Origin of the sequence: Bradyrhizobium sp. USDA 4541, assembly GCF_024171085.1 — a bacterium.
Lineage (GTDB): Bacteria > Pseudomonadota > Alphaproteobacteria > Rhizobiales > Xanthobacteraceae > Bradyrhizobium > Bradyrhizobium australafricanum.
Genome location: NZ_JALJZF010000001.1, coordinates 602,640 through 619,872, shown reverse-complemented (window position 1 = coordinate 619,872; position 17,233 = coordinate 602,640). Strand labels below are relative to the sequence as shown.

Sequence of the window (17,233 nt, the reverse complement as noted above, 5' to 3'; positions counted from 1 at the left end):
CGATTCCCCGTAGGGTCACAAGAAAGATGGTCTACGTTTGTCGCGCGACGCTACGATTTCGTCGCTAGAATCAAGCGTATTCTGCCGCAGAGTTGTTTTGACGCGCAACGCTCCTTTGGATCTCTTGCCACCGGTTGCCCACGGGTTGCCCAGAATCCGTCGCCATCATTGTCTTTGGGTTCAGCATTTCGATGGCTGTCCGGAGCGTGGACGGCGCCACATGGGCGTATCTCATAGTTGTCGTTATGGTGGAGTGTCCCATTAATTCTTTGATTGCCGGGAGTGGCACTCCGCGCATTGCGAGGTGAGAAGCAAACGTATGGCGAAGCGTGTGCCAGCCGATGGTTCTAAACCCAGCCTTCTTGCAGAGTTTGCGGATCGCGTAGTGCATTCGGTAGTTGGTGAACGGGCGACCCTCCGAGCCTCGGAACACGTACCCGGTATCCTTTTTACGCCGGTAAAGCATCGTGTACACATCAATGTCGAGCGGTATATGCCGCGTGCGGTTATTCTTTGGCGCGACGAGCGTCTTCCCACGATCATCGTATGAATGTCTCACCGCAACGGTGCGCGTGAGCCAATCGAGAGATGACCACTGAAGGCCCCTGAGCTCTCCTTGCCGCATACCTGTCCGCAGCGCCGTCAGAACCAGTTCGCGCACTAGGCCATTGGCCTGGGAAAGGAGCAACTCACACTCTTCCGGCGAAAGATAGTCAATTTCGGGCAACGCCCTTTTTGGCCATTTGATCTTCGGTGGCGCTTCCTCAAGCTCCAGCCACTCATATGCGGTGAGCAAGCACTTGTTCAGCACCGTCAGGCGATTCGTGATCGTCTTGTTGGTGTACCCTTGCTGGACCTGCTGAGCTTTATAACGTTCGATGTCGTGTCCTTTAATTTGTCCCACCGGCTTGCGACCAAAGAATGGGAGCAGAGACGAAGATAGAATGTACTTCTTCGACAGTTGCTCAGAATATTTGTTGTTCGGTCTTACATAGTCGTCAAACCATTTCACCGCGAACTCGGCAAAGGTCAGGTCCTTCGACCGTAGCGCTCCGAGTTCTATCGAATCGCCACGTGCTAGCTTTTGTCGCAAGGTAGCTTCGTACGCTTGCGCACCGGCCTTTGTGTTCTCAGGGCTACGTTTTCTATATCGTGTGGAGTTGACCGTGAAATCGACCCACCACGAGGTTTTTATCATTCGTACTGTCATATCCGTTATTTATCGATTGTTTCGGTCCGCTGCCTCGCCAAATACGAAATGATGTCGTGTTTGGCGAAACGAATGCTGCCGCCCACTTTGAGGAAGGGAATGCGTCGCCGCTGTTGCAGGCGTCGCACGCTAGAAGTGGAAATCCTCAGTAGTTCGGCCACTTCAGCGGTGGTCAATAACTCAGCATCGGCTCTGAAACAGTCGGGAGTTTTCAAAGAACCATACGGCGCCGGCGAATTATCATCGCCGGCTGGCATCTCGACTCTACCATTGTTGGGAGGTTTGTGCATGTGCACATGTTGCGCGCCGACTGGAACGACGGCCAGGCGCGGAGCCGTGACCACAGGAGACGTCCGTGAATCTTAGGCGGGCTTCCACTGGAGGCTCTGCAATTGACCCGCTTTCGTTCGTGAACGACTTGTCTAGCCTGGGCCAGAGACCTTCAGTAAGCCAGAGGTGGGAGTCGACGCGGGATTATCGCTGTTGAACTGCGTTGCCGGAATGAATGTTCGCAGCCGTCGTGACGTGGGCAACGGGCGTGATCGTCATGGCGATTGTGACGAGCTTGAAGGGCCGCACGCAGAACCGACAATTGCTTATGCGCCTTCAATCTCGGAAGCCCTTGTTGGCCTCGATCATGCCCGCCGTGAGGTGACATGATCGAAGCGCCGGTAGCCACCAGTCGATTTCCGGTCGGACCAAAGCAGCGTAAGCAGCTCGCCGTGATCCGAGGAGGGCAGCACGGCGGGCCAGCGTCCGATTGCCGTTCGCGACTGCGATACCGATTTCCTGCCCACGGCTTTGCGTCGCCCCTTCGATGCGATCAAGAGCACCGAGGTAGTGCCAGAAGATTGTTTGGTTCAATGCCGTCCGCAACAGTCTTGGGGTACTTTCGACCGTTACTGCGCTCGGCAACCATAACCTTGGTGCGTGCCCCGGCGGCATACGTCCAATAATCGTGTATGCGCTTGTCGATGTTGTAGATTGCATCATCAATAAGGTGTTTCCATTCAGCGCCTCCGATCGCGTCGATACGTTGATCTCGATCGGCTCCGTCAGGAACATGACAGGTAACTTGGTAGCTCGTCATTAGATCGGCCCCCTTATGGCTTATCTTCCGCGCTTCTTGGGTGACGCCGGCGGTTTGACCCGAACCCGCTCGGTCTCGGTGGTCTTCGGATGGTTGTCTGCGTAGCGCTTCGTAACAAACCGACCATCCTCAGAATCCCGTCGCACTGTCTTCTTGGGTTCTTTATCTCTCGAGCTCATCGTTATCTCCCGCTGCAATCATTGAATTATCTGCATGTGGACTCATGACAGCCGTAAACCGCGAAGCTGCCCTGGGGCAGCTAACGTGCATTAGGGCAAGGTGCGGAGGCTCAAGGAGCATGGGCGCCACCTGCCTGTGTTTGCTTGGAAGATACACCAGGTTGGTCCTGAATACAACTCCAGCGTTCAAATGCCTGCTTAAGCAGCTCGCGAGAGTTCATGAATCTCAGGCTGGGAGTCAACAAGGGCATTCGAACCTTGAATAGTGAACGTACCGAGTGGGGGCAAAATCCTGCGTGACCTGCAAACTGAAGATGGTCAGCGCACTTTGAATAATATCAGAGTTCGCCGGCAGCGCTTTGAGCCAGAGATGGAGGCGAAGGAGGGGCTGCTCGTGCTCGCCGGGCAAGGGGCGCGTATTCAATCTAATCTATAGAGCGCGAGGAGACTGTGCGCGATATCAGTCGCCTCTGCTGTAGTGATCTCCTCCCGTTCGAGGACCAGTTGACCTGCAGCCTACCAGTGGCGCTGCACGGATGGCACAATTCGCGTCGTGTAAAGATGCCCGATCCTATAAGGATTGAGGAGAGTCCCGTTTTGAGAATAGGGGCTCGGCTCTTGTGTGTCCATAACCGGATCGAACATTAGATTGACGCCAGTATCCGCCATTGGGGCCGGGCCCATAGTAGCTGTCCGGTGCCGCTCGTTGAGGAATGAGATTTGAGCTCACTGTCAAACCCTGCTGAGAGCGCCGTCTCACTAAAAAACAGTTTCAGTATCTTCGCGTTGGTGGATCACGCGGACGATTTCGATCGCATCATCGGACACCCGATAGAATACGACATGTGGATCTATAACGATTGATCGTAGGCCGGGAATGAGATCGTCGCGCAATCGGCCAAGCTCCGAATGCTGAAGGAGGCGGCTACAGCTCCGCCAAATTGTTTGTCCATGCGCATCGGAAACATCCTGCGACCACTCGCGGGCGCCGTAACGCAACAGCTGGATGAGATCATCTTCTGCATCCGTAGACCAAACGAGCCGCGATTTGTTTGCCGTCATGCAGTTCGGGCGCGCTTGAGAATATCTTTTATCTGCAATTCACGGCCTTCGTCGCTCTCGAGCGATGCAATACCCTTTTCAAGCTTTGCGCGGAGCTGGCGCACCTTGTCGACATGCAGAAGCAGCTCCTCGCCGATCTTGTCCTGAGTCGCTTCGGGAAGCCGTGCCACTTCTGCCATCGCCTCTTTCAAAAGACTTTTCATATAATCAATATATCACAATCGCACACTCGCGCAGAAATCGCGTCACCCGCTTTGGAGCGACTCGAAGGCTTCATGAGAAACTCATCAGCTGGGAGTCGACGACGACGTTACAACGTTAACTGGTGACGTGCCGCATGGGCACAAGAACTACTCCGGGAACTGCAAACCGAAGATGGCCAGCACATCCCACGGACCATAAGCGTCTCCGGCAGCGCTTCGAAGGAGGAGGCTTCTCGTGCTCGCCGGGCAAGGGGCGCGAAATCAATTCATAAAGCGCGAGAAGACGATGCGGCGATATCAGTCACCCCCGGTGTAGTGATCTCCTCCTACCGAAACTTCCTTGTATATGCGTCGAAACTCTTCGAGCCGCTCGGGTGTTACGTGGTGACGGTGATGTGCATGATCGGATCCTACGAAACGAGCTTGCGAACCATAGACCCGGGATTGTGCCTCTGATGCTTCGTTTGTGACGCAGTAAGACTAGGGCGCGCCGCATAAATCGAGATTGATCGGTGCGGCTTGCTCGATGTCCGCTATGCCCTCGATGCAGCAAAGTATCGCAGCGCAGCGAAATGTCGCGATGGGCCAATTCCGGGATCCGCGTCCTTGCTCTTGTGGGCAAATGTTTGAGCCCGCCTACCTGAATTCTTGCCCGTATTTGAGAGCGATCGAGTTGATCTGCTCCTGCGTCAATTCCTTTCGCGGTTCGCCGGGTCGGCTGCAGGTTTCGCGAAAGAAACCATCGAGGCCTGGGGGTACCATGATCCACAGCAGAACCAGTTCCTGATCTGGACTACTGAAGCCATGCCACGTGTTCTTGGGTATGAAAATCGTTCCACCTCTTTCGCAAGAGTGACACACCTCATTGAGTGTAACCGTGCCACTGCCTTCCAGAACGTAGAAAACTTCGTCCCTGTCGAGGTGTCGGTGAACCGGAATGCCTGACCCCTTGGGTAACTGCTGCGTACCAAGGCCGAGATTGTTGGATCCCGTTACGGGGTCGACCATGATGAAGATGTTGCCGCCATCACGAAAATGGATCAGGTGTTCACCCTCGCTGGCACCAAGCACATAACCCTGCGGCACCGGGCTGTTCGACTTCGCCGCGATTTGCTGGCTGTTTGGCATGCGCCTGCTCCATTGGTCGATTTTCAACAATGAGAAAAGCTACAATAGCAGAATGCTGCACCACGAGCGACGTCCGTGGCCAAGACGGCTTGGGGTCAAGGACTCGAGAGTTTACGGTCAAACAGCCGCGACCTAAGCGTAGGAGCGGTGAACGCTGAGCTGGCCTTCGACTATTTGCGACGCTAGAAGCGACTGTCGGCGCGAAGGAACTTCGCATCGCAAAGGAAACGTTGGGAGTGGATGCGGAAGACCGTGCGCGGAACATTGTTTTCAGTACCGGCAAGGAGAATGGTGCAGCATACCCGGCCTTCTGGGAGATAAATGATACTGTGGCGAATATTGCGATCACGGCGTAGCGATCACTTTTTGCGGCGGCCGGCGTAGTGACTTTGGCAGATCGGGTCCCGCGCCAAACCGCATGACGATGTCTGGACGACGCTGCCCGATGCCGAGATATGAGGCAAATTGCGTTCTCAACGCCACCACCTCGACCGGTTGATTGATGAACGCATACTTGAGACCAAGAGCTGTCACCTGTAGCCCGAAGCGTTGGCATGAACGACCCACCGCGACCCAATGAGCTCTGTCAGCGGCATCGGCGGTCAGGATGACAATGCCGGCCGAGCTTTCGATATGCTCGCGATATTTCTGGTTCTCTCCGCTCTCGGTGAAGAATAACCGAAGTAGCGGCCGCGCGATCCAACCCGGCAATGCGAGGTTGCCGGTGGCGCGCGAGAACAAGCCGTCCATCGCCGTAACCGCGTCGGCCTCGCTGAAACGCATCCAACTCACCAGTTCATCCATGAAGGCCTTGTCGCGCATTTGCACCGAATTGCCCTGAAGCACGTAGTCGATGACGTTTGCGATCCTCGTTTTGTCGGTTATGAAGATTGCCGACACGCCGCGTTCTGCGCAAGCCTTCTCTAGTAGCGCCAGGCCGCCTTCCGGTCGGCCGTGATACTTGGCACGCGTGCATTGGCGCACAGGTATGGCTTCAAATTGCGTCGACTTGACAACCGGTCCCGGCTCAAGTCCCACGCTAATGGCGTCACCGTCGAGGCTGGGGCTGGCCCGGAGTCCAATGGCGGACGCCGCCAGCACGAGGTTCTCCGTCGCGCATCCCAGGCTGACGAATAGGTGATGATCGTCCGGATCCACCGCCGGGCACCTGCGTGCATAGTCTGGAGTAATGGTGATCCGTGTATCGCTCGCGTTGAAACGCCAAGGCTGCGTGTTGTGGCTGTTGGCGGCAAGGCTGGCAAACCGCACGAGTTCGTGATCTCTCGGTGCGCTCAGCAACGGGGCTCGAATCTCGCGTGCAACATCCTCATAAGTCATGGATGCTGCCGCCGCAGGCGACGCGTAGTTCGTGGAGCAAGCTTCGAATCCAAGCAGGGCGCGCAGAACGTCTCGACGGTCGAACGGCATGGCTGGCGCCTCTAGAAAACCAAGTGAGTGTAACCAACACCACGGATGCAAGACGGGCCTTTCGGGATCAATCGAAATGTCCACTGCTGGTCGCGGCTCCGTCGTTGCCGGCGACGTCCCCCGTGATTCACCGCGACGCGACGATAGAAATCACCTTCCTGTCTGATATCGAGCATGGCATTTGGCTATCGTTCCACGTCGACCGATCCCATCATGCGGGGCTGTAGCGCGCGCTAGCTGTGGACGCAACTAGGCGGGACCTCACACCGGCGTCTTTTCGGGCATACAATCCGGCACTCTGTGTAGGGAAAGATATGACTGAACGGCGTGTGCTCTTGTGTTGCGACGTCGGGCTTCTGTCTCGCCTACCAGAGACGCTAGCGTGCGAGCTACGCCGCAGGACCCGCAGTGCGCCACAGGCGGAACACTCAAGCCGACTGCACAAAGAAGCTTCGACCGTTATCCACAGACTCGGCGTCGCCCAACCGGTTGAACGACTGGAGAATGTCTTTAACATCAACCAGTATCTGCTCTCCTTCCCTAAACGCAGCAGCAACTTGCTCGGGGGTGAGCGGTGTGACACTCCGTCGAAGCAATCGCAAAATTTGGCCAGCCTGATCCTTCGGAGCCTGAGGAAACTCAAGCTTGCCGCGCAACAGACTGGACACTCCAATCTCTTGAACTTTGTCAGCGCGATGAGCCAATGCGCCAAATTTATCGATCTGGTAATCCGGCCGCAGCCACCGGATCAGACCGCGAGACTCCTCCCCAATTCGCTGTTTATTCAGGTCCACCAGGCCGTGAAGTATATCGTCATCATTGATATCCGCCTTCCAACCATAAGCCTCTGCGACCAACGAGTTGATCTGGTCGTGCAGGTCCATTAAAATAAGTACCTTGCCGCGATGCTTAACGCTCTGGGCCACATCGTCTAGAACAGCACCACCTTTGACCATATCGAGCACGTTGTAGAGCAACGTCAGTGTGATATCGCTGTGCTCGCTCAGCACCAGTTTGCGAGTGTCGTCCAGTTCCTCAGACAATGCTCCTATTCGTTTCTTTAGCTTCGCAGTCGCTTCTGGGAATGGAAAGGGATCAAAACAGCGGCTCTTCGTATAGATCGGTCGGTCTTCAAGGGTTCCGCCCGCGGCCAATGTCCAAGTGACATGAACTCTCGACGAAAGGACACCTAAATAGAACGGGTCTTCGAGACAGAAGGCGATGATTCGATTGTCGGGAAGAATGGACGAGTCGAGGAACTGAAAAACGCGGTGTTTCGCAGTCTCGACAGTGGCAATATAGCGCTTTAACTTGCCGAAAGCGGGTCGAATGTCTCGGCGCGGCTCTCCGAAAAGCCACCAATTCTCGCGATATGAAGCACGGTTGTTCCGATCTCGCTCGGGCTTAACCTTCTCCAGCAAGTGTTGATACACCTCGGGATATCGCACCCGAACTTCCTTTGCGCCAAGCCCGAAAAGATCGATCACTAGTGCATCGCGCGAGCGCGACGTCAAATCCCGACCGTTTCGGTAAGCTCGGATATGGCCCTCCAGGCCTGGACGCCGGCTGAGCCCCAAGGTCTTGGCTTGCCTCTTGTCCACGATGAATCCGTCGCCGTGAAGTTTTACACCGGGCGAACATAGCCCATCATTTGCCTTCAACGCCGCGGTCTTTGTTAGGTCGGTTCCGATCGATAGATCGGCATTTATGATGCCGCGCCTCTCGAGAAATGCGATCTGAGGTTCGTCCGTTTCCAATCGATCTTCCGTCGTCACCTTTCGCACGACCCCCTCGTGAAGGCCTGCTTCGACCACTGTCATAGCAATGCGAACGGCCGCAGCATCCTTCGCGGCTTTGGTCCAGGGGTGATCGGGAATGGCGAGGACAATAGATACAGATGGGTCCGCTTTAAGCCGCTTCTCAATAATGCGACGTTGAAACACCTGAGTAATAGAATTTGTCGTCACAAAGCCAAAACGCTTGAGGCGCGTCCGTTTGCGCGTGAGAATCTCAGCAGCCCGTTCCCACCAGTACATGACGTAGTCCGCTGAAGGATTCACCTCCGAATGCACCTTCCAAAGGGCCTCGGCGTAGTCGTCTCCAAGTCGATCGCGAAGGTCTTTCCCTCCAATGAATGGAGGATTTCCCACTATAAAGTCGGCATCCGGCCATTCAGACCGCCGGACCGCGACGTCGAAGTACGCAGATTTCCGCTTTCCTTTAGCAAGGCGTGAGGGGGGCAGGGGATATCCATCCCACGTTAGGAGCGCGTTGCAATCGATGATGTGATCACTACTTCCAAGCACAGGCTCCGCAGGGCGATCTGGACGTGTACGAAGGTGCCACTGTAAATAGCCTATCCACAACACGAGCTCTGCGATTTCGATCGCCCGACGATTCACCTCCATGCCGAGGAATTGGTCTGGCTTCACCGACAAGCTCGCATACTGTCTTAGCCCGTCATCACCTTCTAGGTCTTGAAGCTGCTTTAGTACTTCGCCTTCCAGCTGTTTCATTAAACGAAGTGCGACATACAAGAAGTTCCCTGTCCCGCAAGCGGGATCAAGGATACGCACACTCGAAAGGGTCTTTAGGAAGTCCGCAACTTCCCTGATTGCATTTGATTTTGATCCAGACCTCAGAGCGCGTTCGGCAGCGGCTTGGGCGGCAAGCCAATCCTGCGTCAGGGGTTCGATAATGGTAGCATTGACGAGCCGCTCTACGTGCATTCGGGGGGTGTAATGTGCGCCAAGCCTCCTCCGCTCCTCCGGGTTCAATGCTTGTTCAAACAGGGAACCAAAGATTGCCGGCTCCAGCTCCTTCCAGTCGGCGTCTGCCGCCTGCCTCAGAAGAACAATCTCAGACTTGAGGAGTGGAAGCGCCTTCGCCTTCTTGAACAGCTTGCCGTTAAAGCGCAACAGCTTCTCTCCAATCGCCGGTGAGTAGTCACCGACGTCCATGTGCCTCCAGAGGTCGTCCATTTCGTGAGGAAACCGATCTGGACTAGACACGCAATTGGAAAGAAGCTCCTTGAAACTATCCTTCCTGATCAGCTGGACATCTTCCACAAACATTGTGAAGAGACAGCGCATCAGAAATACGGCCACATCCGTTTGCGTGAATCCTCTCGCTTCAAGGGCCTTTGAGACCTCCGCTAAGGTTCCAGCAATTTCGCTGGTTATCTTAGCTGTTTGGACGGCAGGATCTAGCGAGAGAGGTTCGATCCAGATACTTTGAAGGCGTTTCCGTACGGCAGAATCCGTGAGTTGCGCCATCTCAATGCGAAAGGTTCTGGCGTCAGGAAATTGAGTGTAGTGTCGGCCGTGGCCTGAGAAATCCGCGTACACCTCTATGGTTCGTCCTACGTCACAGGTAAGCAAGAACGGCGGGTAATGATGGTCTCTAGGCAGCGCTTGTGCATAACCTTCTGCTTGCCGTCTGGCGTTGATCATCAAGTGATCGATCGCACTACCATGCGGTGGTTGTGCCTTCGTGTCCGCGAAGAGATCCGCCTGACCTTCCAACACGGCCTTCTTGGCGCCCTTCTGACGGCTCTGCTTAGCTTCGAGGATAAAGCAGTCACGCTTGTATAGATCTATTCGACCGCGTTCCGTGGCGCCATCCGGACGGCGACGCTCCACGACACGCTCAAATACGTAGTCGTTGAATTGGTGACTAGCGGATGCAGGGTCGGGGACAGGCGCGCCTATCACCTCGCATAGTTCTCGCAGAAACATCGAATAATTAGAGCGCTCTTGGCCCCCCTCCCGGCCCGCCCATCGTTCTATAAATGCTTCCGCCGTTACCACGTGCTGCGGCGCTTCACTCTCTCTCTGCACGACGCGACCCCAGCAGGCTAACGCTCTCTATGGTTGCACCCTAACGAATCGTCTTTGGCTGCGGGAGTCTAGCAAGGCAATTTTGTTCTCTAGTAGCCACGAATCCTAAGAAATGGTTAACGTTGCCGTCATGGCTGCGGTCAGGCTTGTCGGTCGGAACGGGCGCCGGCGATACGATCCGGCATCGAAGGAGCGTCTTGTCACGGGCCTGCCTTGAGCCTGGCGTTTCGGCGCGGTATCCGGCGAACCTAGTGTTGAAGTGCTGTTGGGCGCGCATTGCTGCGCTGCAGGCAGAGAACCGTCAGCTCGCCCGCGTCGTCGGACTCGAGGAAGAACTGGCGCTGGCACGCCTGCATCGTAAGACCGTATGTCCTTTCTGGATGCCGGCAGCGAAAAGAATGATGCCGCCGAGCTTCCGGGCACGGGCTTGCCGGCCTGTAAAGCGCTAGAAAAGGATGCGCCACGTCAGTCGCCTCTTTTGTACTGATCTCTTCGCCGGGCACTTCCTTATATATGCGACCGAGCGTAACCGGCATGAGGGCCTCACCTCGCAGTGACGAAGCTTGTCTGCGATACAGGCTGGCAAGAGCTGATCGGTGGAGGTGGCGCGATGGCAAATGCCATGCTTGATGCCAGGCAGGAAGGTGACTCTTATCGCCGCGTTGAGGTGATCACTGGGGAGCGCCGGCGGCGACGGTGGACGAGCGAGGAGAAGGCCCGGATCGCGGCAGAGAGCTTTGAGGAGGGGGCGAACATCTCCGAGGTGGCGCGGCGCAATGGCGTTTCTCGCGGACTGCTCACGGTGTGGCGACGCCAGGTAGCGGCGGCGCTGGCCGGCAAAGCCCAGAACTTCGTGCCTATCCAAATTGGCGCCGAGAGCGATGGCGGGAGGGTTGGCAAGTCCGAGTGTATTTCGCCGGTACAGACGAAGCCCGTGGAGATTGCCACGCCGCCGGCCAAGGTCTGTGGAGTGGTCGAGATCGAGGTGAACGGGGCGCGCATCCGGGTCGAGCCGGGGGTGGAACTGGCGACGCTTTCGGTGGTGCTATCGGCGCTTCGAGGGATCCGGTGATTGCTCTGATGGAGGCGCTCAGGACGCGCCTGACCGCAATGGTCGGCCAGCTCTTCTCCCAATCGAAGCTGGCGGAGGCCATCAACTACGCACTTAATCACTGGGACGGGTTGACGCTGTTTCTCCGCGACGGCCGTGTCGAAGTTGACAGCAACACAGTCGAGCGTTCCATGCGCCCGATTGCGATGGGAAGACGCAACTCATTGTTCAGCGGCAGCGAAGGCGGCGCCGAGAGCTGGGCGATCCTGGCGTCGCTCGTGAACACGGGCAAAACTCCATGAGCTCGACCCGCAGGCCTACCTGACCGATGTGCTGGAGCGCATCGTGTCCGGGCGAACCAAGAGCCATCAGCTGCACGAGCTGCTCGCCTGGAACTGGAAGGCGGCGCGCCGGCACACACCGCAGGCAGCGGCATGAGCCCACGTCGCCATAAGGCAGGATCGTCGATGGCGTCAGCCGCGATGTCGCTTGCGAAGCTCGAGCGATGGCTCCAGGATCGCGTCGATCGCCATCCTGCCGCCACCAGCATTCCCATGCTCGACGGCTATACCGCCGCGATCGTGGCCGGACCGGTGTCAATGAGCCCGCTCGATTGGATCTGTCCGCTGCTCGCGATCGATGCCGACGCTTTCAACCATGGCGGCACGCCGGAGTTCGCCGCGATCTCCGCCGTCGCGCTGCGCCACAACGACATCAGCAACACCCTCTCGACTGCCCCCGATCGGTTCGAGCCGATGCACCGGCGCGACCCCAGCGGCAACATCGATGCGCATCCCTGGTGCCAGGGTTTCTATGCCGCGATGCGGCTCAGACCGTCGGCGTGGGCGCCGTTGCTCGACGTCAACAACGTCAATCACGGCCTGCTGCTGCCCATCCTGCTGCATTGTCGCGACGATCAGGCCCGTCCGCTGCTCGGACCGCCACGAAACGGTCGCAAAACCGAGGATTTCCTCCGTAACGCCTACCTCGATATCCCAACCGTCGTCGAGGCGCTGCGCCAGCACTGGATGCCCATCCGCTACGCACGCGACCGCTAATCATCGCGGACGTGGGGGCTCATACCGGTTACGACCGAGCTCTTGATCCGTTCGAGCGAGGCTTGATGGCCGGTGGGTGCATACCCGACCGAATGTACTTCGGCCGCTCGTCGGCTCTTAGGCGCGAAAGCTTGCCAAGCAAGAACGCTAAACGTACCACGCAGGCGACTCAGCGAAAGCTTGATCCAATAAAAATCTTTGCGGCCCTAACGGCAAACGTAGACGCGGCCTGGGCTACCGCCATCCGTTGGCGTGCCGAGTCTTACAGTCTTGTAAGTGCACCACGTTCTAGCGCCTTGGCATTCGCCGGTAGGTCTCAGAAGCCAGCAAACGGCAACGGTTCCACGGCTCGTGCCCGTGCAATTTTGAGGCACAGGATCTGACCGGTTCGGCGAACAGCTCCAGTCCCTACCGGTCCAATCTCCCATTGCTCCCGTATCTCTCCACCGTGGTCTCGCGTCAGCTGTTGCCGTTGCGAGGAGAACTCCGAGGCTAGCGAGTAATGTAACCGCAATTCCATGTCTGCCCATCATTTCTATTCTCCCTCCAATTGTAGTGCAGCCTTACATTGCACAACCAAAAATATATCCTCACTTAAATCAAGCGGCACTTACCTAAATCGATGTATGCGACAATCGATCGCGGTCCGCACACTCTCCACTGCACTAAGGCGCGTGCTCATCTGAGAACGCCCCGCCAGATGCAAGCGGTTTTTGAAGAAGATTGGCACGTGGTCGGATGCTGCCATCTGTCCGGCCTCTGATGCAGCGATGGAGCTGCGGGCCCTTATGGGAGTTCGCGGACCGGACCAAATCAACGTGGCCTGTTCGGTGCTCTGCTCTTTTGGGTTGATACTATCATAAAAGCTGCGGAAAAGGGCCAGGTAGCTCCGGCTGCACGTAAATCGTCAATGATCTGATATTCAGATATCGCTCGTGCGCGAGAAAAAAACCCTCGCTATGGCGAGGGTGTGGACGCGAGGTCCAAGGAAAGTCCGCGCTGATCGGACGCCTAGCCCGCCAAGGGTCCGCCAGGTCACCCGATGCTCCAACAACGGTTCTCCTCCTGCTGGAGCATCAATGCGCTGCGTCTAGATGGGAGGCTGCTACTTCTTGTTTTGTCAGTACTCGGTTGCGAGCATGAGCGTCAGCACGCGCGTCGTCCGGTTAGGATCACTCGGATCTTCTGATCCGAACTCACAACGTTCATCGAAGTAGTCGATCTTCCAAAAGAACGTGCGATTGACCAAGTCGAAGCTGCCGAAGTCGTGCTCTCCGTACGGATCGTTGTCCTCCGTGAATTGAGCATAGGCAGCAACCAACTGAAGGGCCTTCGCAGTCACCATATCGGGAAGGGCAGCAACGCCGCACGTGAGCATGATTCGTCCTCCGCGGAATGTGCGGCGGAACTCATCGTTGAGAACAGCGATCTTATTCATCATCGCTCTCCTCCGCATAGTGATGAACGTTTCTGAGCTGCATAGCCACCTCCTAGATGAATCCGGCGAGCACAAGCACTGATACGACCGTGTTGCCGCCGCAGGCTTCGCAAAAACCCTGGTCCTGATCAGGCTCCATTGTTGCAATGTGGTCACATCCTTCCGTCATGCAGATGGCCGGACGCACCGAGTCCTTAAGTGCGACGGCTAACAGAAGATCGTCGAGGCTCTCGTAGCCTTCGACATCGCAAAGCCTCATCAGCTTTAGCGCATTCTGGGAAAGAGCAATGTTGGACATCGTGTCCTCCTCGCTACGAGCACCCGACCCATTCGGGTGCTCGTTCGCGAGGCGGAGCGAGCGTCCACTACTGAGCGAAATTAGAAGAAATCCTCAATCGATCGTATGGACGCTCGTCGCGATGCCTCCGCCTCCCCACCGAAACCCGGACAGGCATGAGGTCCCGGATCGCAGGGCGGAACGTGAAAGATCAAATCTGCAACGATTGTCGCGGCTGACGCCAATTGAGTGGAGAGGCGAAATCGTGCTCCTGGGTCACGAGGCCGACGTGATCTGGGGAAGGCGTTACACCCTCTCTGTCAGTGCGCATAGTGCAGGAAGATGGGGCATGTCACCCGGAGTAACACGCTTCGCTCGCACCGATCACCGCAACGACAATTGCGCCTTTGGAATCAAGGACGAAGACCGCTTCTCACACATCTACATCATCGGCAAAACGGGTACCGGAAAGTCGACTTTAATCGAGACGATGGCGCTCCAGGACATTGAGCACGGATGTGGACTTGCTCTTATCGACCCCCACGGCGATTTGGTGGAGCGCGTCGCGGTTCAAGTTCCGACAAGACGTGCGTCAGACGTGGTCTACTTAAACGCATGCGATCCATCCCAGCCGTATGGCTACAATCCCCTGCGGCATGTCCGTGAGGATCGGATCGCGCTCGCCGCTTCTGGCTTCATCGAGGTATTCAAGAAAATGTGGCCGGATGCATGGGGCGTTCGCATGGAGCACATTTTGCGAAATGTGCTGATGGCGCTGCTGGAGCAACCGCACGCCACGATGCACGACGTGCTGCGTATCCTGTCGGACCGAAAGTTCCGCGCCGAGATTGCGCGACACTTGAAGAATGAGACGGTCAGGACGTTCTTCATAAAAGAGTTTGAGCGATTCTCGTTTGGCTATCGTGCCGACAGCACAGCGCCGATCCAGAACAAAGTTGGCGCCTTCCTTTCAGATCCGATACTCAACAGACTTCTAACTGCTCCCCAGCATGATCTCCACGTGCGGCAAATCATGGATGAGCGCAAAGTACTGCTGGTGAACCTGGCCAAAGGGCAAATCGGTGAGGACAGCTCGTCGCTCCTGGGCGGATTGCTCGTCACGACGCTCGGGCTTGCTGCGTTTAGTCGCGCGGACCTGCGCGAGTATGAACGGCGCCCCTTTTTCGTCTACGTTGACGAATTTCAAAACTTTACGACGCTCGCCATGGCGAATATGTTTTCGGAACTCCGAAAGTATCGCGTCGGCTTCACCGTGGCCCACCAATATCTTCATCAGCTTGAACCAGATGTTCGTCATGCCGTTCTCGGGAACGCCGGTACGGTCATTTCGTTTAGGGTTGGTTCAGAGGATGCGACATACCTGGCGCGGGAATTTCAAGGCCGATTTGATGAAACCGATCTGCTGCAGTTGCCCAACTATTGTATCTACTTAAAGGTCATGATCGATGGAGCCCCCTCGGCGGCTTTCAGCGCGACCACGCTGGCTCCGATGAGGCGGTGAGCCTCAGAGGACGGCGACGAGCTAGCTCGTAGACGGTCGTGTTGGAATTGGCCCGGAGGAAGGAAAGCGATTTCACGGGAGCGTATGTGAATAACGCAGCGGCTGGCAGCGAGGGCGAATGGACAAACAGTTGGATCGGTTGGGCACACCAGTCAGTCTCGGCGTGACACTCAGCGCGCTGTGCTGTTTCAGTTTCTAGTTCTGTACAGCGTCGGAGGCTCTGACGGAAAGCGTCGCGGAAGGCTGTGAACCGGGAGTGCCATTGAGCAGCAGAACAAGATAAAGCGAACGGGAGAGAATTCCGAACTGCTACCCCTACCCCAATTGGGAGGAGACCCGCGCAAATTAATCCCCCACACTACCCTTGGTGAAAATGAGCCAGAAGCTTCGATTCAATGACGGCCACGTAAGTGCGGGAGCCCCTCGATGAGGAAATTCGCCGGATTGATCGCCGTTTGTTTGGTGATCCTAGCTTCTGCATTTGACGGCGCGCAGGCAGAGAATTCGCCGAGTGCGGAGGCGCGCTTGAGAGAGAAGAGCATCACGCTGCCGGTTGAGGCCGCTCCGGTCGGCAGTTACGTCAACGCGGTACAAGTCGGAAATCTCTTGTTCATGGCGGGCAACGTTTCAGGCGGTTTGAAGGGTAAGCTCGGACGGGATCTGACCGTCGAACAAGGCTACGAAGCTGCACGGCAGGCCGGCTTGATCATGTTGGCAAAGGTGCGAGCGGCGCTCGGTAGCCTCGATCGGGTGAAACGCGTAGTCAAGGTGGTCGGCATGGTGAACTCGGCCGATGACTTCGGTGACCAAGCTAAGGTGGTCAATGGATATTCCGACCTGATGGTCGAGGTGTTCGGGGAGTTAATTGGGAAACATGCCCGCTCCTCGCTGGGCGTGGCGGCGCTTCCGCGCCTTGCCGCGGTCGAAGTCGAAATGATACTTGAGGTGGACTAAGTTTGCGGTGCTCGCGATCCCTTTTACTTAGGAAGGCTCTTACGCGAGGGCTGAAGCTAGTCGCCGTGCCGACGTGCTCTATCGGTTCTTATGGCGGCATGAAGCTCGGACACGCGCTCGAGGACTCTGCGCTTTTCGTTGCCCCGAAGCAGTGCGGCAATCAGGGCTAGAACATCAAAGGGGCGTTCAGTTGCCAGATCAGGAGGTTGCCATGAAACGACGCGCTACCATTCTATCTACAGCAGCTCTGCTGTGCCTCGCTGTTGCCGTCCCGATGGACGATGCGTTCGCCCAACAGACGCAGCGCGTATCCTACAAAGCGGGCGCGGAAAATGCCAAATACACACAACAGCAGTTTCTCGACGTCGGCGATGTCGCGGGCCATCAGGTGCGATCATTTGAAATTTATCGCACTTTTTCGACTAACCCTCCCGTCGTCAATGGTTTGAAGATCAAGGAAACGTGGACGCGGGGCGTTTCCGACTACGTCGACAATAATGGTCCCGCCAGCATATACAATGTCTATGGTTCGAGAACGGCGACAAGTTCTTCACCCGCGGTACTGTGCTCGCTCATAGTGCGGGGCCGGGAAAACTTAGCAACACGACTGTCTCGTATATCACGGGCGGCACGGGAACGCTGGCTAATATCCGGGGAATTGCGCGAACCACTGGCCACGCCGATCCCAAAGCAGGGGTAAATGAGTCGCAAGTCGAGATCGAATATTCGATCGGCAAGTAGCTGCGGATCTCAACACTTAACGTCTTATCGCTTAGCACTGGTCGATGCACGCG

General features: G+C 56.6%; 15 protein-coding genes and 1 pseudogene. 6 read left to right on the top strand and 10 right to left on the bottom strand.

The annotated features are described in order from the left end of the window. Window positions 1–70 precede the first annotated feature (70 nt). The 8 genes from J2R80_RS03015 to J2R80_RS02980 form a co-directional block, all read right to left on the bottom strand. Window positions 71–1,198: a site-specific integrase gene (locus tag J2R80_RS03015; RefSeq protein ID WP_253637959.1), complete on the bottom strand. Its 1,128-nt coding sequence runs from the start codon at window positions 1,196–1,198 to the stop codon at window positions 71–73. A 17-nt stretch (window positions 1,199–1,215) separates the two neighbouring features. Continuing rightward, the gene (locus J2R80_RS03010) at window positions 1,216–1,554 is read right to left on the bottom strand and encodes a helix-turn-helix domain-containing protein (RefSeq protein WP_253637958.1); all 339 of its coding nucleotides are present in this window, start codon (window positions 1,552–1,554) and stop codon (window positions 1,216–1,218) included. A 479-nt stretch (window positions 1,555–2,033) separates the two neighbouring features. Beyond that, entirely contained in the window at window positions 2,034–2,300 is a 267-nt protein-coding gene (locus tag J2R80_RS03005) for a DUF3892 domain-containing protein (RefSeq protein WP_253637957.1), read from the bottom strand. A gap of 938 nt (window positions 2,301–3,238) precedes the next feature. Further along, a complete protein-coding gene (locus J2R80_RS03000) occupies window positions 3,239–3,541 on the bottom strand; it encodes a type II toxin-antitoxin system RelE/ParE family toxin (protein WP_253637956.1) in 303 nt (100 codons plus the stop codon). Further along, entirely contained in the window at window positions 3,538–3,744 is a 207-nt protein-coding gene (locus tag J2R80_RS02995; protein WP_253637955.1) for a hypothetical protein, read from the bottom strand. Before J2R80_RS02995 ends, J2R80_RS03000 begins: the two co-directional genes overlap by 4 nt. 636 nt (window positions 3,745–4,380) lie before the next feature. Beyond that, window positions 4,381–4,872, bottom strand: coding sequence for a cupin domain-containing protein (locus J2R80_RS02990; protein WP_253637954.1), 492 nt, complete (start codon window positions 4,870–4,872; stop codon window positions 4,381–4,383). A 345-nt stretch (window positions 4,873–5,217) separates the two neighbouring features. Then, window positions 5,218–6,300 (bottom strand): Acg family FMN-binding oxidoreductase, encoded by a 1,083-nt coding sequence (locus J2R80_RS02985; protein WP_253637953.1) that lies wholly within the window; start codon window positions 6,298–6,300, stop codon window positions 5,218–5,220. 428 nt (window positions 6,301–6,728) lie between these two features. Further along, window positions 6,729–10,109 (bottom strand): DNA methyltransferase, encoded by a 3,381-nt coding sequence (locus J2R80_RS02980; RefSeq protein ID WP_309143799.1) that lies wholly within the window; start codon window positions 10,107–10,109, stop codon window positions 6,729–6,731. A gap of 640 nt (window positions 10,110–10,749) precedes the next feature. Between J2R80_RS02980 and J2R80_RS02975 the strand changes: the two genes are divergently transcribed. The 3 genes and pseudogenes from J2R80_RS02975 to J2R80_RS02965 all read left to right on the top strand — a co-directional run bounded on the left by J2R80_RS02975 (window position 10,750) and on the right by J2R80_RS02965 (window position 12,248). Further along, on the top strand, window positions 10,750–11,211 hold the full coding sequence (locus J2R80_RS02975; protein ID WP_141343522.1) for a transposase: 462 nt from the start codon (window positions 10,750–10,752) through the stop codon (window positions 11,209–11,211). 56 nt (window positions 11,212–11,267) lie between these two features. Further along, a pseudogene (locus J2R80_RS02970) lies at window positions 11,268–11,628 on the top strand (transposase); the annotation flags it as partial. Between the two features lie 29 nt (window positions 11,629–11,657). After that, window positions 11,658–12,248 carry a UPF0149 family protein gene (locus tag J2R80_RS02965; protein ID WP_253637952.1) on the top strand — a complete coding sequence of 197 codons (591 nt, stop codon included), beginning with the start codon at window positions 11,658–11,660 and terminating at the stop codon, window positions 12,246–12,248. Window positions 12,249–13,368: 1,120 nt separating this feature from the next. On the opposite strand, the gene J2R80_RS02960 is transcribed toward J2R80_RS02965, so the two are convergent. After that, on the bottom strand, window positions 13,369–13,686 hold the full coding sequence (locus J2R80_RS02960) for a DUF3768 domain-containing protein (protein ID WP_253637951.1): 318 nt from the start codon (window positions 13,684–13,686) through the stop codon (window positions 13,369–13,371). 52 nt (window positions 13,687–13,738) lie between these two features. Next, window positions 13,739–13,984, bottom strand: coding sequence for a hypothetical protein (locus J2R80_RS02955; protein WP_253637950.1), 246 nt, complete (start codon window positions 13,982–13,984; stop codon window positions 13,739–13,741). A gap of 328 nt (window positions 13,985–14,312) precedes the next feature. Between J2R80_RS02955 and J2R80_RS02950 the strand changes: the two genes are divergently transcribed. The 3 genes from J2R80_RS02950 (at window position 14,313) to J2R80_RS02940 (ending at window position 17,139) form a co-directional block, all read left to right on the top strand. Continuing rightward, window positions 14,313–15,485, top strand: a complete 1,173-nt coding sequence (locus J2R80_RS02950) for a type IV secretory system conjugative DNA transfer family protein (RefSeq protein ID WP_253637949.1) — start codon at window positions 14,313–14,315, stop codon at window positions 15,483–15,485. Between the two features lie 426 nt (window positions 15,486–15,911). Next, entirely contained in the window at window positions 15,912–16,439 is a 528-nt protein-coding gene (locus J2R80_RS02945) for a RidA family protein (protein ID WP_253637948.1), read from the top strand. 211 nt (window positions 16,440–16,650) lie between these two features. Beyond that, window positions 16,651–17,139: a hypothetical protein gene (locus J2R80_RS02940; RefSeq protein WP_253637947.1), complete on the top strand. Its 489-nt coding sequence runs from the start codon at window positions 16,651–16,653 to the stop codon at window positions 17,137–17,139. The last annotated feature ends 94 nt before the right edge of the window (window positions 17,140–17,233 follow it).